The following is a 25261-nucleotide window of genomic DNA, read 5'->3' on the forward strand; positions in this document are numbered from 1 at the left end:
GCTTTCTTCACTCTTGTATATAGGTTTTTTGAGCCCGGTTCCCAATGGCAAGCCCCCCTGAACAAGCCATAAAACAGGGGATTATGACGCTTTTCCGTCACCTTTGCCGCCATTTTCGAGAACAGCCGATAACCGGGCGATCTCGGCGCTGTCAAGGTCGCGGATCCGCCGGGCCAGCCGGTTGGCGAGTTCGGTATATTCCGGCGGCAGGCCCGAGGTGTCGATGACGACGCGAGGGTCGGAGGAGCGGGCAAGCAGGAACAGTTCCTCGGCCTCGTCCCAGATGATGTTGAAGTAGCCGGCGATGCGCTGCAGCAGGTCGAATGTCGGCAGGCCGCGCTTGCCATGTTCGAGCGCCGAGAGATAGGCGGGGGAGACGTTCAGTGCTTGCGCCATCTCCTTCTGCGAGACGCCCTTTCGCGCCCTCAGCCTGCGAACCGCCTCTCCAAAGGGTGTCATGGCTTTTCCCCATGCCGCCGCGACAGCCGGATATAGAGCGCTCCCTCACCGCCATGATGCTGTGCGGCTGGCTCATAGGAGGAGATCAGGTAGCGGAATTCCGGCTTCGAGAACCACAGGGGAACCGCTCTTTTCAAGGCACCTTCGCTGCCCAGCGAGCTGCCCTTGCCGGTGATGACAAGCACATGGCGCATGCCGCGTTCATGGGCGCGGATTAAAAAATCGAGCAGGATGACATGGGCCTCGCTCTGCACCAGGCCATGCAGGTCGATGCGCGCCTCGAGCGCCAGCCGGCCTTTGGCGATTTTGCGCTTCACCGGTCTTTCCAGCGGATGGTGCACCTTCGCCGGCTGTCTCGGCGTCGACGGTGGGGCCGGCTGTGCTGCCGTCGGCGCAACGGAGGTCTGCTTTTCGGCTGTCTGCCGTTCTGCCGCCGCTTCCGCTTCGGCCAGAAAGGCGTCAAGCTCGGTCAACTCGTTCGCTTTTCCGGGCATCGGCCGCGCGCTGCGCGCCACCTTGCCCCACAGGATCCTCTCATCGGCGCTGAGCTTGCGATCCCTGGCCATCAGTCGAAACGTCCGGCGGCGGCTTTGGGAATGAGGATGACGAAATCGGCATCGTTGCGGACGGTGCCGGAGCGCTCTCCGGCCAAGTCCCCCGAACCGGTGAAGATATCGCCGCGCGCCGGCCCGACGATCGCCGAGCCGGTGTCGAGCGCCAGCATCAGCCGACGGAACGGGCGGCCTTGATCAAGATGGGTGAGGCTGTCGGCGCGGATGAAAATGGGGAAACCGAAGGTATGGATCAGCCGGTCGACCGCGAGCGAGCGCCCGGCGAGAAGCGGCACCTTGGCGGCGGCAATCGGACCCGCTTCAGGATCGGCAACCGCCGCTTCCCGGAAGAAAATATAGGAGCGGTTGTGCCATAGCACCTGGTCCACCCGCTCGGGATTGCGGGCCAGCCAGGCGCGGATCGACTGCATGGAAATCTCGGCGCGGTCGATCTCACCGCGGTCGATCAAGAGCTTGCCGATCGCCGAGAAGGGATGCCCTGCCTTTGCCGCGTAAGTGATGCGGCCGATACGCCCGTCTCGATAACGCAGGCGCGCGGCACCCTGCACATGCACGAAGAAGACATCGACCTTCGATTTCGCCCAGGCGATTTCCAGGCCGCGACCGGCGAGAAAGCCTTGATCGATCTCGCGGCGATCCGGATAAACGCCAACGCGGCCATCATCATGCAAGCGGCCGAAAACATAGGATCCATCCAGTTCGGCCGGGCGATTGCTGTCATCGATATCGATCAGATCGTTCGGGCGGCTGTAGAAGGGAAAACGGAAGAGCTCGTTTTGCCGATCCGATACCTCGACCTCCGGCTCGTAAAAGGCGGTGACGAAACCGGACTTGCCGTCCTTGCGGCGGATCAGAAATGGCCGGCAACGCGTCTCGAAAAAGGCGCGCGCCGCTGCCGGCGACGACGGCGTAAAATTTTCAGCGTCCATCAGAAGTGGAAGCAGGTCCTCGGCGCTCAGGCCGAGCGAGCCAGTACGGTAGGGCTTTACGTCGGTGATCTGCCGGCGGCAGCGCCGCATCACTTCAAAAAGGCCGGAGGGATCATCATCCTTCCAGCCTTCCAAATTATCGAAGCTGATGGCCTGCAGGACGAAGTCCGATGCCTGATCACTCATGTTCCGATTCGGTCGCCACAAGTTTCCAGTTCGGATCACGCGAGCGGGTGTCGCGGGCGAAGGTCCAGAGGTCGTTGACCTCGGCGACGTTTTCGGCGTCGCCCTCGATCAGGACGTCAGCCTTGTCGTAAGTCGCCGAGATCAGCTGGCTGACAATGCGCACGGTGATCTGCGCTTCGCTGCCCTTCGTCTCGGCATGGGTGATTTCGGCCTTGTCGATGCCGACGAAGGTGGACTTGACCTTTTCGCCGCGGGCTTCGCGCTCGGCAATCGCCGCCTCGAATCCGTCATAAACCTCACGGGACAAAAGGTTCTTGAGGGTTTTGCGGTCGCCATCGGCATAGGCCATGACGATCATTTCGTAGGCCATGCGGGCGCCGTTCAGAAACTCCTTCGGGCTGAAGGAGGAATCGGCCTTATTCAGGGCGCGCAGCGATTCGTTGAGCGGGGTCCCCGGCGCGGCAAAGGCGTCGATGGCAGAGAAGCGCTCGTCGTCCTCGGCCGTCGCATCACGGCGCGGCAGCGTCACGACCTTGCCGGCGTCGGCAGCCTCAGCCGGAGCAGCATCCCTTGGCCTATAGAGATCGCGGGGCGGCTTCTCATTTCCTGTGCGGCGCCCGAGCACGGAGCGGAGCTGAAAGAAGATCAGCACCGCCGCCACCAGGAAGAATAATGTGATGAAGTCGTTCGAACTCATATCCTGTCGCAACCGCCGTTAACATCTCTGATTTGTACTCCCATATAGTCCGCCTATACAGATGATTCAAATGATGGCTGGCATCTTCGCCGGCGCCACGAGGAGACCGGCAAAAGCCGGGACATGACGACCATGCGTTTTTCAATTCTGCCGGCTTTCATTCTGTTGCTGCCGCTTGGCGAAATTGCCGGCTTCGTCATTGTCGGTCGCGCAATCGGCCTGGCGCTGACGCTTGCGCTCGTCATGGCGAGCTTCATGTTCGGCGTGGTCCTGCTGCGCCGGCAGGGGATCGGCATCCTGCGCCGGATGTCGAGCGAAGGGCGGAACGGCGTGATGCCCGGACGTGATCTGCTGAAGCCGGCAATGACGGTGATTGCCGCGCTGCTGCTGATCATTCCCGGTTTCCTCACGGATATCATCGCCATCCTCATTCTCATTCCGCCGGTGCGCGATCTCCTCTGGCGGTCGATCGCCAAACGCTTCGTCGTCGTCAACGCCACAAGCGGCTTTTCCAATGACGCGAAACCCGACTTCCGCGATCGCAATTCAAATTCGAAGGTGGTCGATCTCGACGAGGAGGACTATCATAGGGAGCCGGATCGCAACTCGCCATGGTCCGGCAAACATCTCGGGGACTGAGGCTTTGCCGGTGATCGGGTGCGGCTTGCGCCCAGGGTTGTAAGCCCCTCCCCGAAATGTTAGATGGCGGCACCATTCCCATGCCCTTCGAGGAAAAGCCAATGGCAGACGATAACAACAGCAACGGTGCGACCAACCCGACCCTTTCGATCCTTGCGCAATATACCAAGGACCTCTCCTTCGAAAATCCGGGTGCGCCGCGTTCGCTGCAGGCCCGCGACAAGGCGCCAACGATCAACATCAATGTGAACGTCAACGCCAATCCGCTTTCCGACACGGATTTCGATGTCGTGCTGTCGCTGAATGCCGAAGCCAAGGATGGCGACAAGACGGTGTTCCATACGGAACTCGTCTATGGTGGCGTCTTCCGCGTTGCCGGTTTCCCGCAGGAGCACATGCTGCCGGTGCTCTTCATCGAGTGCCCGCGCATGCTCTTCCCCTTCGCCCGACAGATCATCGCCGACGTGACCCGTAACGGCGGTTTCCCGCCGCTGATGATCGATCCGATCGACTTCACGCAGATGTTCGCTCAGCGCGTTGCCGAAGAACAGGCCCGCGCCAAGGTTCAGGCCGTTCCGAACTGATCGAATCTTTGGATTCTGACATGCGGATGCCCGGGCCGGTCCCGGGCATTTTCAATTCGGGCGGGCGTATTTCGCCCAGATGCCCTTTTCGCCGAGCTTGGCGACCAGCGCCTCATGCGCCTGCGCTTCGGACTGGCTGAGCCGCGAGCCAAGCGGACAAGGGCGTTCGAGCGCCGCGGCAAACGCCATATCATCTTCCATCGCCATTTCACCGCGGGCCGCCTGGCCGGGTTGACCCGATATGCTCAGGCCGAACGCAGCCTGTCTGCCGCCGATCATCTCGATATAGACTTCGGCCAATAGTTCGGAGTCGAGCAGCGCGCCGTGTTTGGTACGGTGCGAGTTGTCGATGCCGTAACGCCGGCAGAGCGCGTCGAGCGAATTCGGTCCCATCGGGTGTTTGCGCCGCGCCATCGACAGCGTATCGACCACTTTGTCGGGCAAGATCGGCGGCAAACCGAGCCGCGCGAATTCAGCGTTGATGAAGCCCATATCGAAAGTGGCGTTATGGGCGATCCATTTGCCGTCGCCGAAGAAGGCGAGGATTTCCTCGGCCACCTCGGCGAAAGGCTTCTTGTCCTTCAGGAATTCATCGGTGATGCCGTGCACCGCAAGTGCATCCGGATGAACCTTCTGGTCTCCCGGATTGATGTAGATATGCAGCGTGTTGCCGGTCGGAAAATGGTTGAAGAGCTCGATGCCGCCGATTTCGATGATACGGTCGGCGCGGTTGTCGAGGCCGGTGGTTTCCGTATCGAAGATGATCTCACGCATTCCGGAAATCTCCATTGGCAATCCGCATTTTCAGCTCGGCGACGATCTCAAGCACCCGCGCCCTGGTCTCCGCAATGCTGTGGCTGGTGTCGACCAGATAATCGGCGCGGCGCCGTTTTTCCGCATCCGGCGTCTGGCGAGAGAGAATCATATCGAATTTTTGTTCCGTCATGTCGTCGCGCGCAAGCACCCTCTGACGCTGAATCTGTGGATCGGTGCTGACGACAACGATGACGTCCACTCTCTCCCAGGCGCCGGTTTCGAAGAGCAGCGGAATATCGAGCAGGACCATTTCGGCGCCGGCTGCCTGCTGTCGCTCCAGAAATTCCGTTTCCCGTTTGCGCACCAGCGGATGGACGATCGCTTCGAGGCGCTTGAAGCCTTCAGGATCGAGCGCGAGCTGGCGGCCCAGCTCCTGCCGGTCAACTGCTCCATCCTTCATCGTGCCCGGGAAAGCGGCATCCACAAGCGGTGCTGCCTCGCCGGCGTAGAGGTCATGGACCACGGCGTCGGAGTCATTCAAGGGGATTCCGGCCTCGGCGAAGAGTTTGCCGACCGTCGATTTTCCCATTCCGATTGAGCCGGTGAGTCCGATCTTCAGCATCAATGGACTTCCATGTCGGCGATAATCAAAGCGCGCAGCGCCGCGTCGACGACCGGACGCTTGCCGAACCATTTTTCGAAACCGGGAACAGCCTGGTGCAGCAGCATGCCGAGACCGTCGACGACCGAGAGTCCCTGCTCTTCCGCCTGTCTGAGGATCGGTGTCTTCAAGGGGATGTAGACGATATCGGTGACGACGGCATCCGTTGCGAGCGGCGCAAAATCGATCGACGGCGCCGCTTCGCCATCCATGCCGAGCGAGGTCGTGTTGATGAAGAGGCCGGCGCCATGCATGACTTCGGCAAGCGCGCCCACCGGATGGGCTCGAACTCTCGGACCGAAGCGATCGGCCAGCTCTCGCGCACGTTCGACGGTGCGGTTGACGACGTGGATTTCCCTAAAGCCACGGTCGCGGACGGCTTGGATGATCGCCCGACTCGCGCCGCCGGCACCGAAGACCACGGCCGTATCATGACGGTCCCAGCCGGAATGGCGCTCGTCGAGATTGGCGGTGAAGCCGCGGCCGTCGGTATTGGTGGCATGCAGGAGACCATCCTCCAACCAGAGCGTATTCGAGGCGCCGAGTTCATGCGCCAGATCGTCCGGCTTGTCGGCGAGCCGGAAGGCAAGTTCCTTGTGGGGGATGGTGACATTGCCTCCGATAAAGCCGGAGCTGCCGTCCTTCAGCGAGGCAATGAAATCGGGAAAGGCATCGGGTGTCACCTCGTGGGCGCGGTAGCTGCCAGGGAGGCCAAGCGTCTTCAGCCAGTATCCATGTATCAGCGGTGAGCGCGAATGCTTGATGGGAAAGCCCGTGACAAATGCATTCGGCCCCAGTGTTTCACGTGAATCATCCATCGATCGCCCCGAATTCTCGCAATTTTCCCAGGAGCGGAAGCATCGGCAGCCCGAGTATGGTGAAATAGTCGCCCTCGATCTTCTCGAAAAGTTGAACGCCCTCACCTTCCAGCTGATAGGCGCCGACGCTGGAAAGCGCCCGTTTGCCCACCCGCGCCAGGTGCCTGGCGATGAAATCTTCCGTCAAGGATCGCATTGTCAGTTCGGCATGGCCGATATGCTCCCACAAGACGGCGCCGTCGCGGACGATCGCGATGGCGCTGTTCAGCCGGTGGGTGGTGGCCGACAGAGCGCGAAGGTGGTTCGCGGCGTCGGCCATGTCCTTCGGTTTGTGAAAAACGCGGTCGCCGAGCGACATCGTCTGATCCGAACCGATGACGAGAGCCTCGGGGAAACGGGCGCTGACATCTTCGGCTTTAGCCTTGGCCAGGATGCAGGCGACGGTGTCCGGCTTCGCACCGGCTTTTTCGAGCGGCGCCTCAACCGCCCTTTCGTCGATCTCCGCGGGATGTGCCTCAAAGGAGAGACCGGCATTTTCCATCAGCATCCGCCGAAAAGGGCTCGACGATGCAAGGATGAGTTTCGGTGTCATGGTTCTCCCACTCCCGGCTTTTTGTCAGCGCTTAACGCAGCTTCGGGCGGAGGGCAACAATGGCGGCCGCCGTTTCCTCGATTGAGCGGCGCGTAACGTCGATCAGCGGCCATCCGTGGCGGGCGCAGAGGGAGCGGGCATATTTCAGCTCTTCCGAGATCGTGGCGCGATCGGTGTAGTGCTCGCGGTCGAAACCTTGCGTCGTCCCGAGCACCCGATTTTCCCGGACCTGGGAAATGCGGTCGGTGGTGGCGATCAGGCAGACGATCAGCGGTTTTGTCGCCACGAGCAGGCTCTCCGGCAAGGGCACGCCATAGACGATCGGGATGTTCGCCGTCTTGATGCCGCGATTGGCGAGATAGATGCTGGTCGGCGTCTTCGATGTCCGGCTGATGCCGATGATGACAACATCCGCGTCGTTGTAATCGTCCGGCATCTGGCCGTCGTCATGATCCATGGTGAAGTTCAACGCCTCGATGCGGGCGAAGTAGCCAGCATTCATCACATGCTGGGCCCCGACCCGGCGGCGAGACGGGGCGCCCAGATAGATCTGGAACGCATTCATGACCGGCTCCAGCACATTGACCGAGGCGACACCCATCTCGACGCAGCGTTCGTCGATCAGGTTCGCCAGATCGCGGTCGACAATCGTGTAGAGCACGATCCCCGGCGCATCATCGATCGCCTGCAGAACCGGCAGCAGCTGTTTGCGATTGCGGATCAGCGGATAGACATGTTCGATCGGCTGGGCGGATCTGAACTGCGCCGAAGCGGCGCGACCGGCGGAGATGAGAGTCTCTCCGGTCGAGTCAGAAATCAGGTGCAGATGAAAGAAGTTCGTTCTGTTCTCCACGTTATTTTCCGCTGCCTGTTGAAAAGACTGGATGATGGAGAGCTAAGGCGGCGAGGCTGTCTCGGGCAAGGGAAAACATGCCTGCTTATCCACATTTCGAATTTTCCGGACCGGTTTCGGCCGCTCCTGTGGAGGCTGGGGATGAAATCGACTTGTCGTCCAGCGGCCCACAGTCTATCCACAGGCACGAAAAAAATCGTCCTCTGGCAAGGATTTGGAATCGCTTTCGGATTCGGATTCTCCCCGGAATTTGACAGGAATGGAGAAATTCTTTCGAGTTCGTCGTCGAACGCGCGACAAATGGCATCGGCGGTGGATGGATTTTAATCCTTGATAGACACCGACTCTAAGAAATAGAAACCTTTTAAAATATCTTTGATTTTTTATAGGGAAGACGCGCTTGAGCGATAGGCGGCGAAAGATCATGAGGGTTCTCGACGGCGAAAGCGTTTTTCCTCCTCCTCTCTGGCTGATGAGACAGGCAGGACGCTATCTGCCGGAATATAGGGAGACCCGGGCAAAGGCCGGAAGCTTCCTCGATCTCTGCTACACGCCCGATCACGCCGTCGAAGTGACATTGCAGCCGATCCGCCGCTATGGCTTTGATGCAGCGATCCTGTTTTCCGACATCCTCGTCATTCCCGACGCGATGAAGCGGAATGTTCGTTTCACTGAAGGCCATGGACCGGAAATGGATCCGATCGATGAAGCAGGCATCGGCAGATTGAATGGCGACGAGGTTGTCGATTACCTCAGACCGGTGCTGGAAACGGTACGGCGGTTGCGGGAGGAATTGCCTGAAGAGACGACTCTGCTCGGTTTCTGTGGCGCGCCTTGGACGGTTGCGACCTATATGATCGCCGGCCATGGCACCCCGGATCAGGCCCCTGCCCGTCTCTTCGCCTATAAACATCCCCGCGCCTTCGAGCAGCTGCTGATGCTGCTTGCCGACGTTTCGGCCGATTATCTCGTGGCGCAGATCGATGCCGGCGCCGATGCCGTGCAGATTTTCGATTCCTGGGCGGGTGTTCTCGGCGAGAAAGAGTTCGACGCCTTCGCTGTCAAGCCGGTTGCACGGATGATTGCCTCGATCAAGGCGCGGCGGCCGCAGGCGCGCATCATCGCCTTCGCCAAGGGTGCGGGCTACCAGTTGAAAACCTATCGTCAGAAGACCGGAGCGGATGCGATCGGTCTCGACTGGTCGGTCCCATTGGCCTTTGCGGCCGAACTTCAGAAGGATGGTCCGGTTCAGGGCAATCTCGACCCGATGCGCGTCGTTGCCGGCGGCCGGGCGCTGGAAGAGGGTATCGACGATATTCTGAATCATCTCGGCAATGGGCCGCTTATCTTCAATCTCGGCCATGGCATCACGCCGCAGGCCGACCCTGAACATGTGCGTTTGCTGGTTGAACGCGTGCGGGGTTCACGGATGGCCCAGACGTGACAATGGAAAAACAGACGGACCGTAGAGCCGGCGCTTACGCGCGGCGCCGCGCGCATTTTGCGCTGGTCTTCTTCGCGCTGATCGCGGTTGGGCTGTTCGCCTGGAATCCCGACAATCTCTATCTCTGGATCAAGGCGCTTCATATCATCGCGGTCATCTCCTGGATGGCAGGACTGTTCTATATGCCGCGGTTGTTCATCTACCATACCGACGCCGAACCAGGCTCGGTGCAGTCGGAAACCTTCAAGGTAATGGAGCGCCGGCTGCTTCGCATCATCATGACGCCGGCGATGATGCTGACCTGGATCTTCGGTCTATATCTCGCCTGGTCGGTCTACGGGTTCCAGGGCGGCTGGCTGCATGCAAAAATCGGGCTTGTCGTGCTGCTGACCGGGATCCATATGTTCTTCAGCAGCGCCGTGCGCGCCTTCGAGCGGGACAAAAATCACCGTTCCGCGCGCTACTGGAGGTTCATGAACGAGGCGCCGACTTTGCTGATGATCGCGATCGTGATCCTCGTCGTGGTGAAGCCGTTCTGACGAGAAATCCTCCCTCAGGTTAAATTTGCTTCATTTTAAGCAGCCCCCTTGCGGCGGCGATAACGAGTCGCTATTTTCCGCGCATCTCATCTACGTGGCATGTGTGTAGATTTCAGTCGTCTGCGAGCCCCTTTCGCAGTACCGAATACGACCCAACATCGCCTTTCCCCTTCGAAATTGAAAAGAGTATTGGTCACTTCATGGCTGAAATGAAGCTTCAGGAACTTAAGAGCAAATCCCCGACGGATCTTCTGGCTTTCGCCGAATCGCTCGAGGTCGAGAATGCAAGCACGATGCGCAAGCAGGAGCTGATGTTTGCGATCCTCAAAATGCTTGCCAGCCAGGATGTGGAAATCATCGGCGAAGGGGTCGTCGAGGTGCTGCAGGACGGCTTCGGCTTCCTGCGTTCGGCGAATGCAAACTACCTGCCCGGTCCCGACGACATCTACATCTCGCCGTCACAGATCCGCCGTTTCTCGTTGAAAACCGGCGACACGGTCGAGGGACCGATCCGCGGGCCAAAGGAAGGCGAGCGTTATTTCGCGCTGCTCAAGGTCAACACCATTAATTTCGACGATCCGGAAAAGATTCGTCATAAGGTTCATTTCGACAACCTGACGCCGCTCTACCCGAATGAGCGCTTCAAGATGGAACTCGAGATCCCGACCTCCAAGGATCTGTCTCCGCGTGTGATCGACTTGGTGGCGCCGCTCGGCAAGGGCCAGCGCGGACTGATCGTCGCGCCTCCGCGCACCGGTAAGACCGTGCTTCTCCAGAACATCGCCCATTCGATCACGGCCAACCATCCGGAATGTTATCTCATCGTTCTTCTGATCGACGAGCGTCCCGAGGAAGTGACCGACATGCAGCGCTCGGTCCGCGGCGAGGTTATCTCCTCGACCTTCGACGAGCCGGCAGTGCGTCACGTCCAGGTGGCCGAAATGGTCATCGAAAAAGCAAAGCGTCTGGTCGAGCACGGGCGCGACGTCGTCATCCTGCTCGATTCGATTACACGCCTTGGCCGCGCCTATAACACGGTCGTTCCCTCCTCCGGCAAGGTTCTGACGGGCGGCGTGGACGCCAACGCGCTGCAGCGGCCGAAGCGCTTCTTCGGCGCCGCGCGCAATATCGAGGAAGGCGGTTCGCTGACGATCATCGCGACTGCGTTGATCGATACCGGCAGCCGCATGGACGAAGTCATCTTTGAAGAGTTCAAGGGTACCGGCAACTCCGAAATCGTTCTTGACCGCAAGGTTGCCGACAAGCGCATCTTCCCGGCGATGGATATTCTGAAGTCCGGCACGCGTAAGGAAGACCTTCTGGTTCCGCGCCAGGATCTGCAGAAGATCTTCGTTCTGCGTCGTATTCTCGCGCCGATGGGCACTACCGACGCGATCGAATTTCTGATCGACAAACTCAAACAGACGAAGAACAATTCGGACTTCTTCGACTCGATGAACACCTGATCCTTAGCCGGATTCCGCTGATGAGAGCTGGCGCATCGTCTCGATGTCGCCAGCTTTTTGTTTAAGGGACTCGATTCGGACTCGAACAGAAAAACCGGACGCATGGCCATGTCGAATGATACAATCTATGCGCTTTCGAGCGGTCCTCCGCCCTCGGGTGTTTCGGTCGTCCGCATCAGCGGTCCGCTGACCAGAGATATATTGATCCGGCTGGCTGGACCCGTACCGGCTGACCGAGCGGCGTCCTACCGAACGATTCGGACTCGTAACAACGAACCGATCGACAATGGCCTAGTGCTGTTTTTTCCCGCCCCGCATTCTTTCACCGGCGACGATGTGGCCGAGTTGCAGATCCACGGCAGTAAGGCCGTGTTGGCGGCATTGTTCTCCGAACTTGGCGGTATTCCAGGTGTTCGTATGGCCCATGAAGGCGAGTTTTCGCGGCGGGCCTTCGAAAATGGCAAGCTTGATCTTGTCGAGGTTGAGGGGCTCGCCGATTTGATCGGCGCCGAAACCGAGATGCAGCGCCGTCTTGCCGTGGAGCAGAGCGCCGGCGGCGTCTCGGCGATTTACGAGTCGTGGGCGGAACGATTAACCCGGGCTCGGGCCCTGATCGAGGCGGAGCTCGATTTTCCCGACGAAGACGACGTTCCAGGCTCCGTCTCGGACATGGTATGGGCCGATATGAAGGTGCTTCGCGACGATATCGGCCTTCATCTCAAATCGGCCTCGGCGGGCGAAATCATCAGGGACGGCTTTAAAGTGGTGATAGCGGGCGCTCCGAATGCCGGAAAATCGAGCCTGTTGAACGCCTTGGCCCGGCGTGACGTTGCGATCGTCACCGAGATTGCCGGAACCACCCGCGATGTGCTGCAGGTCGATCTCGATATTGACGGCTATCTTGTCAAACTCTATGACACCGCCGGTCTGCGCCAGGCGGACGACCGGGTGGAAATGGAGGGCGTGCGGCGCGCGCGTGTTGCGCTTCGAGATGCCGATCTTGCGCTGCTGTTGGTCGACATGAGCAATCCGACGATTCCCGGCGACTTGGAGCAGGCTTTGCCCCATGTTACTGTCGGAACGAAGAAGGATCTCGTTGAGACTGGTTCGGATCGCTATGACCTGCAGATTTCGACGCTGACCGGTGACGGCCTGTCGGAGTTGCGCCAGCTGATCGGCCGCATTGTCGCCGAGCGTTTCAGTGGTCTGTCTCTGGCCATCCCCAGCCGGCAGCGGCATAAGGATTCGCTGACGAAATGTTTGGCAGCACTCGACGCGGCAATCTCGGAGATTGACGCAGACCTTGAACTGCGCACCGAACAGCTTCGGCTTGCGGCTGAATACCTGGGACGAATTACCGGGCGGGTGGACGTCGAACAGCTGCTCGACGTGATCTTCTCGGAGTTTTGCATCGGCAAGTGATTCACGTGAAACCTTTACCGGCGGCGCGCCCTCAGGTTCACGTGAAGTCTTGCTGTTTTGGAGTTTTGATATGACCGACAGTGGCTATGATGTGATCGTCATCGGCGGCGGCCATGCAGGAACCGAGGCGGCCAGTGCGGCTGCGCGCCTCGGTGCGAAAACCGCGCTCGTTACCCATAGGCGAGACACAATTGGGGTCATGTCCTGCAATCCGGCGATCGGCGGGCTGGGAAAGGGACATCTGGTTCGTGAGATCGACGCGATGGATGGCCTGATGGGCCGGGTTGCCGATGTTGCTGGCATCCAGTTCAGAATGCTGAACCGCAAAAAGGGTGCGGCCGTGAGGGGTCCACGGACCCAAGCAGATCGAAAGCTTTACCGGCTGGCGATGCTCGCCGCAATCGAAGCAACGGCAGGCTTGGACATTATCGAGGGCGACGCATTTGATCTCGATGTGCTCGATGGCCGTGTTGCTGGGGTCATCATGAAAGACGGCCGACGGCTGCAGGCGCCGGCCGTGGTCTTGACAACCGGCACCTTCCTGCGCGGCCTTATTCATATCGGCACTGAAAAGACGCCCGCTGGTCGTGTCGGCGAAGCGCCGTCGATCGGCCTGTCTGCCACCCTGGCGCGGTTGGGGCTCCGGCTCGGACGGCTGAAAACCGGAACGCCGGCCCGGCTGGATGGCAAGACGATCGACTGGCAATCTATCGGCCGACAGGGTGCGGATGAGGAACTTGTGCCCTTTTCCTTCATGACCGATACGATCACCACCCGCCAGGTCGAATGTGGTGTCACCAGGACAACGGAGGCGACGCACCGGATCATTGTCGAGAATATCAAGCGCTCGGCGATGTATTCCGGGCAGATCGAAGGCGTCGGACCGCGTTACTGCCCGTCGATCGAAGACAAGCTCGTGAAGTTCGGAGAGCGCGACGGGCATCAGGTCTTTCTTGAACCGGAAGGGCTGGATGACGACACCGTTTATCCGAACGGCATTTCGACGTCGCTGCCGGCCGAAGTTCAAGCCGCTTTTATCAAGACCATTCCGGGCCTCGAAGCCGCTAGGATACTGCAGCCAGGTTATGCCATCGAGTATGATCACGTCGATCCAAGAGAGCTTACCCCGTCCCTTGAGGTCAAGCGACTGCGAGGCCTGTTCCTGGCGGGACAGATCAATGGCACCACCGGTTATGAAGAGGCGGCGGCCCAGGGATTGGCAGCCGGATTGAATGCCGCCTTGCGGAGTTCCGATTCGGAACCGTTCCATTTTAGCCGCACAAGCTCCTATATCGGCGTGATGATCGACGACCTGACGTCGCGTGGTGTTACGGAACCGTATCGAATGTTTACGTCGCGTGCAGAGTATCGCCTGACCTTGCGTGCCGACAACGCGGATATGCGGCTGACACCGCTAGCTATGGAGCTTGGATGTGTGGGCGCCGAGCGCGCCGAGCGCTTCACGGCCTATCAGTCCGAGATTGACGCTGGTCGCGCCCGGCTGATGGCGCTGACGGTGACGCCCAATGAGGCGCGACGGGCGGGCTTGAACATCAACCTCGATGGCCAGCGCCGAACGGCCTACGATCTCTTGTCCTATCCGGCCTATGATTTCGCCGCGCTTCGACATGTCTGGCCGGAGGACCTAGGTAGGCTTCGGCCAAAAGTTGCGGAGGCGCTCGAGATTGAGGCAGGCTACTCCGTCTACCTCGATCGGCAGGCGGCGGCGATTGTCGACCAGCAGCGCGACGAGGAGCGGCTGATACCAGCGAATTTTAATTATGATGCGCTCTCGGGCCTTTCGAATGAACTTAAGGCGAAGCTCAGCGCTGCTCGTCCGTTCAACGTTGCCCAGGCAGCAATTGTCGAGGGTATGACCCCCGCTGCCATCGCGCTGCTGCTTGTGCACCTGCGTCGGCAACACGGATCCGCGCTGCAGAGCGCCTGACCCAAGATTTGAAAGTCCCTGAGAATGGAACTTAACGGTTTGCGTGTTTCACGTGAAACACAGGAACGACTTCAACATTTCGCGACGCTATTTCAGAAATGGGCAAAAACGATCAATCTGGTGGCGCCATCGACACTCGATGCGCTGTGGCGCCGCCATATTGCCGACAGCAGTCAGATCTTTCAGATTTACCCGCAGCCCGTCACCTGGGTCGACCTCGGCAGTGGTGGCGGCTTTCCCGGCGTTATCACCGCTATCTTTCTGGCAGAACTGCAAGAGGGATGGGTACATCTTGTCGAAAGCAATCATAAGAAGGCTGCGTTTTTGCGAACGGTCCTGCGGGAAACAAATGCCCGAGGGAGCGTTCACGCCAGTCGAATCGAAGACGCTTATAGCGAGATCGGCGATTGCGACGCGATTTCGGCGCGAGCTCTTGCCGATCTTGATGGGCTGATCGGCTATTCGGCCCCTTGGATGCTCGACAAAGAAAATTGTCGGAGCTTTTTTCACAAAGGCCGGGATTACCTCAGGGAAATAGCCGAAGCCCGTGGCCGGTGGCAATTCGATCTGGTAGAACACAAGAGCGCCGTTGAGCAAGAATCTGTGATTTTGGAAATATCGAATCTCCGGCGCTTGGTTTAACAGATCGGATATTGCAGCAATGGCTGGCGAACGACATCGGATAATAACCATCGCAAATCAGAAAGGTGGCGTTGGCAAGACGACCACGGCAATCAATCTGGCAACGGCGCTGGCCGCTATTGGCGAGCGGGTTCTGATCGTCGATCTGGATCCTCAGGGCAACGCCAGCACCGGCCTCGGTATCGACCGCCGCGATCGGAAGCTCTCCTCCTACGATATGATGGTCGGTGAGCGAGGGATCAGCGACGTGACGCTGGAAACAGCCGTTCCCAACCTCTTCATCGTTCCTTCGACCATGGATCTGCTGGGTATCGAGATGGAAATCTCGCAGCAGAGCGATCGGGTTTTTAAATTGCGGAAGGCCCTATCCTCTCCCGAGGCTATGGCATTCTCCTATATTCTTCTCGATTGCCCGCCCTCTTTCAATCTGCTGACGATGAATGCCATGGCTGCCGCCCATTCGGTGCTGGTGCCGCTGCAATGCGAATTCTTCGCGTTGGAGGGGTTGAGCCAGCTGCTCGAAACTGTCAGCCAGGTTCGTCGGACAGTAAATCCGCGGCTGGATATCCAAGGTATCGTCCTGACGATGTTCGATGCGCGCAACAATTTGGCCCAGCAGGTGGTGAATGATGTGCGGACGCATCTCGGGGAAAAGGTTTATCATACGTTGATCCCCCGAAACGTCCGAGTGTCCGAGGCGCCGTCCTACGGCAAGCCCGCTATTCTCTATGATCTGAAATGCGCGGGTAGCCAGGCCTATCTGCAACTGGCCTCCGAGGTCATTCAGCGTGAGCGGCAGAGATTGGCCGCGTAAGATCATTTCCGGGGTGTAGGTGAGTGTAGATTATGAATGACGATGTATCGAAAAGACGACTGGGTCGCGGCCTTGCAGCATTGATTGGTGAAATGGATCAGCCTGTTCCGGTTGAAGCTGAACGCACTGTCAGCGCCGACCGAATGATTCCGATCGAATTCGTCAGCCGTAACCCGCGCAATCCGCGCCGTTTCTTCGATGACACCGAACTGCACGATCTTGCGAGTTCCATCCGTCAGCACGGTATCGTTCAGCCGATTGTGGTGCGGACGATGTCACAAGACAGATATGAAATCATCGCCGGGGAGCGGCGCTGGCGGGCGGCGCAACTCGCTGGCCTGATCGAAATCCCGGTCATTATTCGTGACGTTGACGACAAGACCGCCCTTGAGATTGCGATCGTCGAAAACGTGCAGCGAGCGGATCTCAATCCTCTCGAAGAGGCGTTGGGCTATGAGCAGCTGATCGCCGAATATGGCTACACCCAAAACGATCTTGGCGAGATTATCGGCAAAAGCCGCAGTCATGTCGCCAACTCGCTGCGTTTGCTGAAATTGCCCGATCCGGTTCGCGATCTTCTTGCCGCCGGCAGTCTTTCCGCCGGCCATGCACGCGCACTTGTTTCGACGCCCGATCCGGCAAGCCTTGCCCGCACCATCGTCGCCAAGGGCATGTCGGTGCGTGATGCCGAGAAGTTGGCGCAGAACAATATCAAGGCGCAATCGGAGCCGCAGCAGCCGGCCTTGCGTCGCGATCAGAAGGATTCCGATACGCTGGCGCTGGAGCGCACGCTTTCCGATGCCCTCGGTCTTGATGTTTCAATCAATCACAAGAACGGCGGCGGCCAGATCAAAATATCGTATAAGTCGCTGGAACAGCTCGAGGAAATCTGCCGCCTGCTGGAAAGGCGATGATCAGCCGGATTTGCTGCCGGATTGTAGAGTGGTGGAGAGAAGTGTTTGCATCGCAACGCTGTCTTCCAGCACCTGCCGTCGCCGGCTCTGGAGGATCGCTGCCTGCAGGCGATTGGATTCGCGCGCGATGCTGTCCGCCGACCAGTGGCGGAGCGCCTGCTCGATGATCGGCTTGCGGCGAAAATGCAGATGCCGACCCATCGTCTGCATGACCTGAGGCGCCTGCACCCTTTTTTCTTCCATTTCAGCGAGCATCATGTCCAGAAGCTGGAATTGCTTCAGGCAGGCCTGCAGCACCAGAAAGATAGCGGTTTTTGAACTGCTGATCTTTTGCATGGCATGCAGGAATCCGTTGAGGTCACCGCTGAGGATGGCATCGACGGCGTCATCGACGGAGATCGCGCTGGCGTCGCCAATTATTTCGGCAACGTGATGTTCCTCAACCGTATTGAGTCCGCTGCAATAAAGGGCGAGCTTGCGCACTTCGTTACGGGAAGCGATGCGATCACCGCCGATCAGTGAGATCAGCGCCTGACGGGCCGCCGGGGTAATGCCAAGCTTCTCCGCGCCGAGTTCAGCATCGATCAAGCCGTTCAGAGCGCGGCTGTCGTCGGCGTAGGAGGGGATCGTCATGACGGATCGTGCGGCTTCCGCGGTCTTGCGAAGCAGGGATCCTTTTTTCAGATCGCCGGCCTCGACGATCAGGTAGGCGGCTTCGAGCGGTTTTTCGGCCAGCACCGCCAGGGAATCGACGAGGTATTTTTCGTTGGCTGCACCGCGGATCCAGATGAGTTTCTCGCCGCCGAACAACCCGATAGACTGAGCCTCGTCAACTAAGCGTCCGGGATCCTTCTGCAGATCCCCGATATCGAGTTTGGTTAGGGAGAAAGGATCGTCGGTCGCGACGCCGGTCTTGCCGGCGATCTGGCCGGCTCGTTCGGAAACCAGGCCGCGATCCGGCCCGTAAATGACGAAAATCCGGTAGTTCCCCGCCGATTTCTGCAGGAAAGTGTCGAATTCATGGGACTTGATTTCGGCCACCTCCCCGGCCCTCAGCGGCTGAGGGCAGCGGCGAGATCGGCTCCTACGAATTCTGCCGCCTGATCCGCCGCGCGGTTCTCGGCATCGCGGATCGCCCTTTGCTTGGCAAACTCCTGCTCGGAGAAATCCACCAGGGCAGTCGCTTGTCGGCTACCGGCCTTGATCACGCGTCCGTCGGCTACGGCGCTCAGCGTATAGGTAACGGTGACGGTGACACGACCGGCGCGCGATGTATCGCCGGATTGACGCAGCAGCGTATCGGCGACGCTCGAAGTAGCGCGCATTTGGACGTGATATTGTGGATTTATCGCTTCGCCGGCGCCGCGCGATGCCAAGAAGATCAGGCGATTGCGCACCTGCTGTTCGACGCGGCCTGATGCATCGGAAAAGCCGACCGAGGACAACTTTTCGACGACGCCGGAACTCTCGGAATAAAGCGGCCGAACCTGGCAGGCCGAAAGAAATGCCGAGGCGGCAAGGATCATGGCGATGCCGGCATTGCGGATGATATCAGACGACAATGTTCACAATCCTTTGGGGAACCACGATGATCTTCTTCGGCGCCTGACCGTTCAGCACGTTCTTCACCGCATCCAGCTCCAGCACGGCGTTGGTGACGGCATTCTGATCTGCATCGCGAGAAATTGTCAATTCGGCGCGCTTCTTGCCGTTGACCTGCACGGGCAGAACGACGTCATTCTCCATGACCAGCGCTTCCACGTAACGCGGCCAGTCCGTGCGGGCGAGCAGCCCGGCATTGCCTAGCGCGGCCCAGCACTCCTCGGCAAGATGTGGTGTCATCGGTGCGACGAGCTGGATCAGGATCTCGGCAGCGTCACGCACGGCGGCACGATAGGCGATGTCGCCTTCACCCACCGCAACCCTCGTCAGCGGCGCGGCGAGGGCATTGACGAGCTCGTAGATGCGGGCTACGGCCTTGTTGAACCACAGCTTGTCGTAGTCGTTCTGAACGGCCTTCAGCGTCTTGTGCGCCGCCTGCGAGATTGCCAGAGCCTCCCCTTCGCTTGCCGGTGCGGGGGCAACGGTCGACAGGCCGCCGGCCGCTTCGGAAATCAGCCGCCAGAGGCGCTGAGTGAAACGATGGGCACCTTCGACGCCGGCTTCCGACCAGATGACGTCACGCTCCGGCGGGGAGTCGGAGAGAACGAAGAAACGCGCGGTATCGGCGCCATAGGAGGCGATAATATCGTCGGGATCGACAACGTTCTTCTTTGATTTCGACATCTTCTCGATCGAACCGATGGCAATTTCTTCATCTGACGCCAGCAAGAAGGCACGGCGTTTACCGTCGATTTCTTCGATGCGGATATCGGCGGGAGCCACCCACTCGCGGCTGGCGCCGGAGCCGCGGCTGTAGGTTTCATGGACCACCATGCCCTGGGTAAAAAGACCCTTGAAGGGTTCGGTGGCGGCGACATGGCCGGTCTCGCGCATGGCGCGGGTGAAAAAACGGGAATAAAGCAGATGCAAAATCGCGTGCTCGATGCCGCCGATATATTGATCGACCGGCAGCCAGCGATTAGCCGCCTCAGGATCGGTCGGCTTGGCTTCCCAAGGCGCGGTAAAGCGGGTGAAATACCAGCTTGAATCGACGAAGGTGTCCATCGTATCCGTCTCGCGGCGTGCGTCCTTGCCGCAGTTCGGGCAGGCGACATGCCGCCAGGTCGGATGACGATCGAGCGGATTGCCGGGCTGGTCGAAGGTTACATCCTCCGGCAGCTTGACCGGCAGGTCCTTCTTCGGCACCGGCACAACGCCGCAGGCGTCGCAATGGATGACCGGGATCGGGCAGCCCCAATAGCGCTGGCGCGAAATGCCCCAGTCGCGCAGACGGAAATTGATCTTCCGCTCGCCCTGCGGCGCATTGCCGAGGGAAGCCGCCGACAGCCGGTCGGCAACGATATTGAAGGCTTCCTCCGTCGTCTTGCCGTCGAGGAAACGCGAATTGATCATCACTCCGTCGCCGTCATAGGCGGTGTCGCCGACGGAAAAGCTTGCGGCGTCACCATCCCTCGGCATGACGACCGGCACAACCGGCAAGCCATATTTCCGGGCAAAGTCGAGGTCGCGCTGGTCCCCCGACGGGCAGCCGAAGATCGCACCCGTGCCGTAATCCATCAGAACGAAATTGGCGATGTAGACAGGCAGTTCCCACGAGGGATCGAGCGGATGCCTGACGCGGATGCCGGTATCAATGCCCTTCTTTTCGGCGGTCTCGAGCGCGGCAAGCGAGGTGCCGGCGCGGCGGCACTCCTCACAGAAGGCTTCGATCTCAACATTCTTCGCGGCCGCATCCTTGGCCAGCGGATGATCGGCTGAGATCGCCAGGAAGGAGGCGCCGAACAAGGTGTCTGGACGTGTCGTATAGACCGTGATTTCGATCTCGCCGGCAGGCGCCGTTTCCGGCACGATCTCCCAGCGGACCGTCAGGCCCTCGGAACGGCCGATCCAGTTCTTTTGCATCAGGCGCACTTTTTCCGGCCACTGGTCGAGCGTATCCAGCGCGTCCAGCAGGTCCTGGCTGAAATCGGTGATCTTGAAGAACCATTGCGTCAGTTCGCGCTGTTCGACCAGCGCGCCGGAGCGCCAGCCGCGGCCGTCAATCACCTGTTCGTTGGCAAGAACGGTATTGTCGACCGGATCCCAATTCACTTTCGACTGCTTGCGGTAGACCAGGCCCTTTTCCAGAAAATCCAGGAACAGGTGCTGCTGGTGCTGGTAATAGTCGACGTCGCAGGTGGCGAATTCGCGGCTCCAGTCCAGCGACAGCCCCATCGCCTTCAGCTGCGATTTCATCGAAGCGATGTTCTGGTAGGTCCAGGATGCGGGGTGCACACCGCGCTCCATGGCGGCGTTTTCCGCCGGCATCCCGAAGGCGTCCCAGCCCATCGGATGCAGAACGTTATAACCGCGGGCGCGCTTGTAACGGGCAACCACGTCGCCCATGGCGTAATTGCGGACATGGCCCATATGAATGCGTCCCGAGGGATAGGGAAACATTTCGAGGACATAATATTTTTCGCGCGGATCCGAATTGTCGGTCTCGAAGACCTTGTCTTCGTTCCATTTCTGCTGCCAGCGGGGCTCGGCGTCGCGCGGATTATAACGTTCGGTGGCCATGGTATTCAAAATTCCGGAAAATCAGGGGAGTTGGCCGAGACCTTCACCATGAAACCACGATAGCGTCAAGTTTTGCGGGCGCTGCAAGCGTCCGATCTTCATGCCGCCGAAGCGATTTCGCCGGTGCGGGTCTTGGCAAGCACGGAACGGCTGGCTAGTTCATGCCAATTCCTTTCACGTTGATATGTCGAGGCAGAACGATGGAACTTCAAGAGCGGTTGAACGACGTGCGCTCGCGGATCGCGGCGGCGGAACGCCAGGCAGGTCGTCCGGCCGGTTCCGTTCAGCTCATCGCCGTATCGAAGACGTTCGAGGCGGATGCGATCCGTCCGGCTATCGACGCCGGGCAGCGGGTGTTCGGCGAGAACCGGGTACAGGAAAGCCAAGGCAAATGGCCCGATCTGAAGGCCGAGTATCCTGAGATCGAACTGCATCTGATCGGGCCGCTGCAATCGAATAAGGCGGCGGATGCGGTGGCGCTCTTCGATGTCATCGAGACGGTGGACCGCGAGAAGATCGCCCGCGCCCTCGCCGAGGAGATGAAGCGGCAGGGCAGGACGCCGCGGCTCTACGTCCAGGTCAATACCGGGCTGGAACCGCAGAAGGCCGGCATCCCTCCCGAGGATGCGCCTGATTTCGTCGCCCTCTGCCGCGATCAACTCGGCCTGTCCATCGAGGGGTTGATGTGCATCCCGCCGGCCGAGGAAAATCCCGGGCCGCATTTCGCCCTGCTCGCAAAGCTCGCCGCCAAATGCAGCGTCGAAAAACTTTCCATGGGCATGTCGGGTGATTACGAGACGGCGATTGCTTTCGGCGCCACCAGTGTGCGCGTCGGATCGGCGATTTTCGGCGCGCGCTGATACCTGCTTTCGTCGGGCTTTCCGTCCTCCTCGGCCCGGCCTAAATTGATATCGAGGCTTGCATGTCCTGGGGAGGAGCAGATGCAAAACGGCTATCATCAGGTCTATGCGGCCTGGAAAAAGGATCCCGAAGGCTTCTGGAGCGAAGCCGCCGCCGATATCGACTGGTTCAAGCCTCCGGAGCGGATCTTTTCACCCGATAATGGCGTCTATGGCCGGTGGTTTTCAGGGGCAGAGACCAATACTTGCCACAATTGCCTGGATCGACATGTCGCAGCTGGACGCGGTGGCGAGACGGCGATCCTCTTCGACAGCGCCATGACCGGCGAGAAGCGCCGTTTCACCTATGATGAGGCGCTTGGTGAGGTGAAGGCGATCGCAGCAACACTGCTCGAGATCGGCATCGGCAAAGGCGACCGCGTGATCCTTTATATGCCGATGGTGCCGGAGGCGGTGTTTTCCATGCTCGCCTGCGCTCGCATCGGTGCGGTTCATTCCGTCGTTTTCGGCGGCTTTGCCGCCAGCGAACTTGCCGCGCGCATCGACGACAGCGGCGCCAAGCTGGTGATCACCGCAAGCTGCGGCCTCGAGCCCGGTCGCGTCATCGCCTATAAGCCGCTGGTCGATCAAGCCATCGAGCTTGCGCGGATGAAGCCGGAGCGCTGCCTGGTGCTGCAGCGGCCGCAGCTTCCGGCAGAGCTCGCCGGTGGCCGCGACCAGGATTTCGAGGCGGCGGTGGCGGCCCATCGCAGCGCAGAGGTGGCCTGTGCTCCCGTCAAGGCGACCGATCCGCTCTATATCCTCTACACCTCAGGCACCACGGGCCAACCGAAGGGCGTAGTCCGCGACAATGGCGGCCATATGGTCGCGCTTAACTGGTCGATGCGGAATGTCTACGGGCTGAAGCCGGGCGAGGTGTTCTGGACGGCGTCCGATATCGGCTGGGTCGTCGGCCATTCCTATATCGTCTATGCCCCGCTGATCGCGGGCGTGACCACGCTGATCTATGAGGGAAAGCCGGTCGGCACCCCGGATGCCGGCGTCTTCTGGCGGATCGTCTCGGAATACAAGGTGCGTGTGCTTTTCACGGCGCCGACCGCATTCCGCGCCATCCGGCGGGAGGATGGTGAGGGCGAACTGCTGCGCAAATATCCGATGCCGGATTTCCGGGCGCTGTTTCTGGCCGGCGAGAGGGCGGACCCTGAAACGCTGAAATGGGCGGAGCGCATGTTCGGCGTGCCGGTCATCGATCACTGGTGGCAGACGGAGACCGGCTGGCCGATCGCCGCCAATCCGCTGGGTCTTGGCGCCCTCCCCGTCAAGCATGGCTCACCGACACTGCCGATGCCCGGTTATGACATCGCGGTGCTCGACGATGCCGGTCACCCGGTCGAGGCGGGAACGCTCGGCAATATCGTCATAAAGCTGCCCTTGCCGCCGGGTTGCCTGCCGACCCTCTGGAACGCCGACGATCGCTTCCGGTCGGCTTACCTCGATGAATTTCCTGGCTACTACAAGACCGCCGATGCCGGCTGTGTCGACGAGGACGGTTATCTTTTCGTCATGTCGCGCACTGATGACATCATCAATTGCGCTGGTCACCGGCTTTCCACCGGGGCGATGGAGGAGGTCTGCGCGCGCCATGCCGATGTCGCCGAGTGCGCGGTCATCGGTGTGACCGATGCGGTGAAGGGTCAGGTGCCCTGTGGTTTCCTGGTGCTGAAACGCGATGTTTCCCGTGAAACGCCGGCGATCGAATCGGAGGTCGTGGCGATGATCCGCCAGTCGATCGGCCCAGTCGCGGCCTTCAAAACGGCCATCACCGTTAACCGATTGCCGAAAACGCGCTCCGGCAAAATCCTGCGCGGAACCATGCAGAAGATCGCTGACGGCATTCCCTGGAAAATGCCTGCAACCATCGATGATCCGGCGATACTGGAAGAGATCGCAGAGGCACTGCGAAAGCGTGGTTTTGGCTCCCTGCCGATGTGAAATCAGCGGGAAGGCTGCAGGAAGGTCCGCATATTGCTCGGCCTTGTGTCAGATGCTCTACAGCAACGCCAATGAAAAACCCCGCCTTTTCGGCGGGGTTTTTGCATGAGAAGGCTGATATCTCAGTACTGCTCGTCCTCGTCTTCGTCCTTCGGGGCCGAGCGCAGCGAGCTCAGCTTGCGGAAAACGGCGTCGGCGTCGATTTCCTTTTCCTCTTCGCGCTCGTAGCTCGGGGTCAGGCGCTCGGTCTCCTGCGCCGATTGCAGCGTTGCGCCCAGCTCGGCGGCGGTCGGCAGGGGACGACCCTTGGCGGCCTTTTCCACTTCCATGTCGAGGTCGATCTGGCTGCAGAGGCCGAGCGTGACCGGATCCATCGGCGCCAGGTTGGCGGAGTTCCAGTGGGTGCGCTCGCGGATCTGCTCGATCGTCGATTTCGTCGTGCCGACGAGGCGCGAAATCTGCGCGTCCTTCAGCTCCGGATGGTTGCGGACGAGCCAGAGAATGGCGTTCGGGCGGTCTTGACGCTTGGAGACCGGCGTGTAACGCGGGCCGCGGCGCTTGGATTCCGGCACGCGCACCTTCGGTTCGGAAAGCTTCAGCTTGTGGTTCGGGTTGGCTTCGGCACGAGCAATCTCATCGCGGGAAAGCTGTCCCGTCGAGATCGGGTCGAGACCCTTGATGCCCTGCGCGGCTTCGCCGTCGGCGATGGCTTTGACTTCGAGCGGGTGCAGTTTGCAGAACTGCGCGATCTGATCGAAAGACAGCGCCGTGTTGTCGACAAGCCAGATGGCAGTCGCCTTCGGCATGAGCAATGTTTGAGCCATGGATATAGTCCTTCTATCGTCCGCGCCGGTCGCGGTCCGTGGATTGTCACCACAATGTCCGGGAAATATGGCGCTATATAACCGGACTGTCGCAGAATTGCAATTCTTCCGAAATCAAATGACCTTTGTCTAATTGCCGTGGCGATGCGAACTGCTATGAATCGCCGTGATTTGAAGTTCGGGCCCAGATAGCTCGCGGTCCGTCGCATGTCCCATGAGGAGGAGTACCATGTCGGAGAAGATCTATCCGGTCACGAAGCCGGTGAAGGCGCGCGCCCTGATCGATAAGGATAAGTACCTGAAATGGTACGAGGAAAGCATCGAAAATCCAGATAAGTTCTGGGGCAAGCACGGCAAGCGGATCGACTGGTTTAAACCTTATACCAAGGTCAAGAACACCTCCTTCACCGGCAAGGTCTCGATCAAATGGTTCGAAGACGGCCAGACGAACGTCTCCTACAATTGTAT

26 protein-coding genes are annotated in these 25261 nt (G+C 59.8%); 13 read left to right on the forward strand and 13 right to left on the reverse strand.

All coding sequences use genetic code 11. The features are described 5' to 3' along the window. Positions 1 to 81: 81 nt before the first annotated feature. Genes FHT70_RS26095 through FHT70_RS26110 form a run of 4 tightly spaced genes read right to left on the reverse strand, consistent with a single transcriptional unit; the run spans position 82 to position 2843 of the window. The gene (locus FHT70_RS26095) at positions 82 to 459 is read right to left on the reverse strand and encodes a helix-turn-helix domain-containing protein (protein ID WP_085776430.1); all 378 of its coding nucleotides are present in this window, start codon (positions 457 to 459) and stop codon (positions 82 to 84) included. Beyond that, positions 456 to 1025 (reverse strand): Smr/MutS family protein, encoded by a 570-nt coding sequence (locus FHT70_RS26100; protein WP_183705823.1) that lies wholly within the window; start codon positions 1023 to 1025, stop codon positions 456 to 458. The genes FHT70_RS26095 and FHT70_RS26100 overlap by 4 nt, the downstream gene beginning before the upstream one ends. After that, positions 1025 to 2146: a murein transglycosylase A gene (locus tag FHT70_RS26105; RefSeq protein WP_183705825.1), complete on the reverse strand. Its 1122-nt coding sequence runs from the start codon at positions 2144 to 2146 to the stop codon at positions 1025 to 1027. The genes FHT70_RS26100 and FHT70_RS26105 overlap by 1 nt, the downstream gene beginning before the upstream one ends. Further along, positions 2139 to 2843 carry a Tim44/TimA family putative adaptor protein gene (locus tag FHT70_RS26110; RefSeq protein WP_085776427.1) on the reverse strand — a complete coding sequence of 235 codons (705 nt, stop codon included), beginning with the start codon at positions 2841 to 2843 and terminating at the stop codon, positions 2139 to 2141. Before FHT70_RS26110 ends, FHT70_RS26105 begins: the two co-directional genes overlap by 8 nt. A gap of 132 nt (positions 2844 to 2975) precedes the next feature. Here FHT70_RS26110 and FHT70_RS26115 point away from each other — a divergent pair, with 132 nt between their 5' ends. Continuing rightward, positions 2976 to 3482, forward strand: coding sequence for an FxsA family protein (locus tag FHT70_RS26115; protein ID WP_348649567.1), 507 nt, complete (start codon positions 2976 to 2978; stop codon positions 3480 to 3482). Between the two features lie 101 nt (positions 3483 to 3583). After that, positions 3584 to 4066, forward strand: coding sequence for a protein-export chaperone SecB (secB, locus tag FHT70_RS26120; protein ID WP_011423412.1), 483 nt, complete (start codon positions 3584 to 3586; stop codon positions 4064 to 4066). A gap of 51 nt (positions 4067 to 4117) precedes the next feature. Here secB and dnaQ read toward each other — a convergent pair whose 3' ends face one another. Genes dnaQ through FHT70_RS26145 form a run of 5 tightly spaced genes read right to left on the reverse strand, consistent with a single transcriptional unit; the run spans position 4118 to position 7746 of the window. Beyond that, complete coding sequence (dnaQ, locus tag FHT70_RS26125) at positions 4118 to 4840, reverse strand: DNA polymerase III subunit epsilon (protein ID WP_183705829.1); 723 nt, start codon at positions 4838 to 4840, stop codon at positions 4118 to 4120. Then, positions 4833 to 5444 (reverse strand): dephospho-CoA kinase, encoded by a 612-nt coding sequence (coaE, locus tag FHT70_RS26130; protein ID WP_183705831.1) that lies wholly within the window; start codon positions 5442 to 5444, stop codon positions 4833 to 4835. The genes dnaQ and coaE overlap by 8 nt, the downstream gene beginning before the upstream one ends. Continuing rightward, the gene (locus FHT70_RS26135) at positions 5444 to 6301 is read right to left on the reverse strand and encodes a shikimate dehydrogenase (protein WP_183705833.1); all 858 of its coding nucleotides are present in this window, start codon (positions 6299 to 6301) and stop codon (positions 5444 to 5446) included. Before FHT70_RS26135 ends, coaE begins: the two co-directional genes overlap by 1 nt. Beyond that, the gene (locus FHT70_RS26140; protein ID WP_097601309.1) at positions 6294 to 6893 is read right to left on the reverse strand and encodes a Maf-like protein; all 600 of its coding nucleotides are present in this window, start codon (positions 6891 to 6893) and stop codon (positions 6294 to 6296) included. Before FHT70_RS26140 ends, FHT70_RS26135 begins: the two co-directional genes overlap by 8 nt. A gap of 31 nt (positions 6894 to 6924) precedes the next feature. Beyond that, the gene (locus FHT70_RS26145; protein ID WP_085776422.1) at positions 6925 to 7746 is read right to left on the reverse strand and encodes a pyruvate, water dikinase regulatory protein; all 822 of its coding nucleotides are present in this window, start codon (positions 7744 to 7746) and stop codon (positions 6925 to 6927) included. A 400-nt stretch (positions 7747 to 8146) separates the two neighbouring features. Between FHT70_RS26145 and hemE the strand changes: the two genes are divergently transcribed. The 8 genes from hemE (at position 8147) to FHT70_RS26185 (ending at position 16935) form a co-directional block, all read left to right on the forward strand. After that, positions 8147 to 9190 (forward strand): uroporphyrinogen decarboxylase, encoded by a 1044-nt coding sequence (gene hemE / locus FHT70_RS26150; protein WP_183705835.1) that lies wholly within the window; start codon positions 8147 to 8149, stop codon positions 9188 to 9190. A gap of 2 nt (positions 9191 to 9192) precedes the next feature. Continuing rightward, the gene (gene hemJ / locus FHT70_RS26155) at positions 9193 to 9729 is read left to right on the forward strand and encodes a protoporphyrinogen oxidase HemJ (protein WP_183705837.1); all 537 of its coding nucleotides are present in this window, start codon (positions 9193 to 9195) and stop codon (positions 9727 to 9729) included. A 200-nt stretch (positions 9730 to 9929) separates the two neighbouring features. Beyond that, entirely contained in the window at positions 9930 to 11195 is a 1266-nt protein-coding gene (gene rho, locus FHT70_RS26160) for a transcription termination factor Rho (RefSeq protein WP_003589536.1), read from the forward strand. A 102-nt stretch (positions 11196 to 11297) separates the two neighbouring features. Beyond that, positions 11298 to 12617, forward strand: coding sequence for a tRNA uridine-5-carboxymethylaminomethyl(34) synthesis GTPase MnmE (gene mnmE / locus FHT70_RS26165; RefSeq protein ID WP_183705838.1), 1320 nt, complete (start codon positions 11298 to 11300; stop codon positions 12615 to 12617). 70 nt (positions 12618 to 12687) lie between these two features. Continuing rightward, entirely contained in the window at positions 12688 to 14565 is a 1878-nt protein-coding gene (mnmG, locus tag FHT70_RS26170) for a tRNA uridine-5-carboxymethylaminomethyl(34) synthesis enzyme MnmG (RefSeq protein WP_183705840.1), read from the forward strand. Between the two features lie 24 nt (positions 14566 to 14589). Then, positions 14590 to 15207 carry a 16S rRNA (guanine(527)-N(7))-methyltransferase RsmG gene (rsmG, locus tag FHT70_RS26175; protein WP_183705842.1) on the forward strand — a complete coding sequence of 206 codons (618 nt, stop codon included), beginning with the start codon at positions 14590 to 14592 and terminating at the stop codon, positions 15205 to 15207. Positions 15208 to 15226: 19 nt separating this feature from the next. Further along, on the forward strand, positions 15227 to 16021 hold the full coding sequence (locus FHT70_RS26180) for a ParA family protein (protein ID WP_097601303.1): 795 nt from the start codon (positions 15227 to 15229) through the stop codon (positions 16019 to 16021). Between the two features lie 32 nt (positions 16022 to 16053). Further along, on the forward strand, positions 16054 to 16935 hold the full coding sequence (locus FHT70_RS26185) for a ParB/RepB/Spo0J family partition protein (RefSeq protein ID WP_097601302.1): 882 nt from the start codon (positions 16054 to 16056) through the stop codon (positions 16933 to 16935). Here the strand turns inward: FHT70_RS26185 and holA are convergent, their stop codons facing one another. The 3 genes from holA to leuS are packed head-to-tail and all read right to left on the reverse strand — an operon-like array spanning position 16936 to position 21117. Further along, positions 16936 to 17976, reverse strand: a complete 1041-nt coding sequence (gene holA / locus FHT70_RS26190; protein ID WP_183705844.1) for a DNA polymerase III subunit delta — start codon at positions 17974 to 17976, stop codon at positions 16936 to 16938. Between the two features lie 11 nt (positions 17977 to 17987). Beyond that, positions 17988 to 18497: an LPS assembly lipoprotein LptE gene (lptE, locus tag FHT70_RS26195; protein WP_183705846.1), complete on the reverse strand. Its 510-nt coding sequence runs from the start codon at positions 18495 to 18497 to the stop codon at positions 17988 to 17990. After that, on the reverse strand, positions 18487 to 21117 hold the full coding sequence (gene leuS / locus FHT70_RS26200; protein WP_183705848.1) for a leucine--tRNA ligase: 2631 nt from the start codon (positions 21115 to 21117) through the stop codon (positions 18487 to 18489). Before leuS ends, lptE begins: the two co-directional genes overlap by 11 nt. A 200-nt stretch (positions 21118 to 21317) precedes the next feature. Between leuS and FHT70_RS26205 the strand changes: the two genes are divergently transcribed. Together FHT70_RS26205 and FHT70_RS26210 are read left to right on the forward strand one after the other, a co-directional pair. Beyond that, a complete protein-coding gene (locus tag FHT70_RS26205) occupies positions 21318 to 21977 on the forward strand; it encodes a YggS family pyridoxal phosphate-dependent enzyme (RefSeq protein WP_183705850.1) in 660 nt (219 codons plus the stop codon). A gap of 81 nt (positions 21978 to 22058) precedes the next feature. Beyond that, a complete protein-coding gene (locus FHT70_RS26210; RefSeq protein WP_183705852.1) occupies positions 22059 to 23969 on the forward strand; it encodes a propionyl-CoA synthetase in 1911 nt (636 codons plus the stop codon). A 122-nt stretch (positions 23970 to 24091) separates the two neighbouring features. Here FHT70_RS26210 and FHT70_RS26215 read toward each other — a convergent pair whose 3' ends face one another. Further along, a complete protein-coding gene (locus tag FHT70_RS26215; RefSeq protein WP_097601297.1) occupies positions 24092 to 24793 on the reverse strand; it encodes a DUF1013 domain-containing protein in 702 nt (233 codons plus the stop codon). Positions 24794 to 25022: 229 nt separating this feature from the next. Between FHT70_RS26215 and FHT70_RS26220 the strand changes: the two genes are divergently transcribed. Further along, on the forward strand, positions 25023 to 25261 hold a 239-nt coding region (locus FHT70_RS26220; protein WP_281411811.1), incomplete at its 3' end, for an acetyl-coenzyme A synthetase N-terminal domain-containing protein.

Origin of the sequence: Rhizobium sp. BK049, assembly GCF_014193135.1 — a bacterium.
GTDB lineage: Bacteria > Pseudomonadota > Alphaproteobacteria > Rhizobiales > Rhizobiaceae > Rhizobium.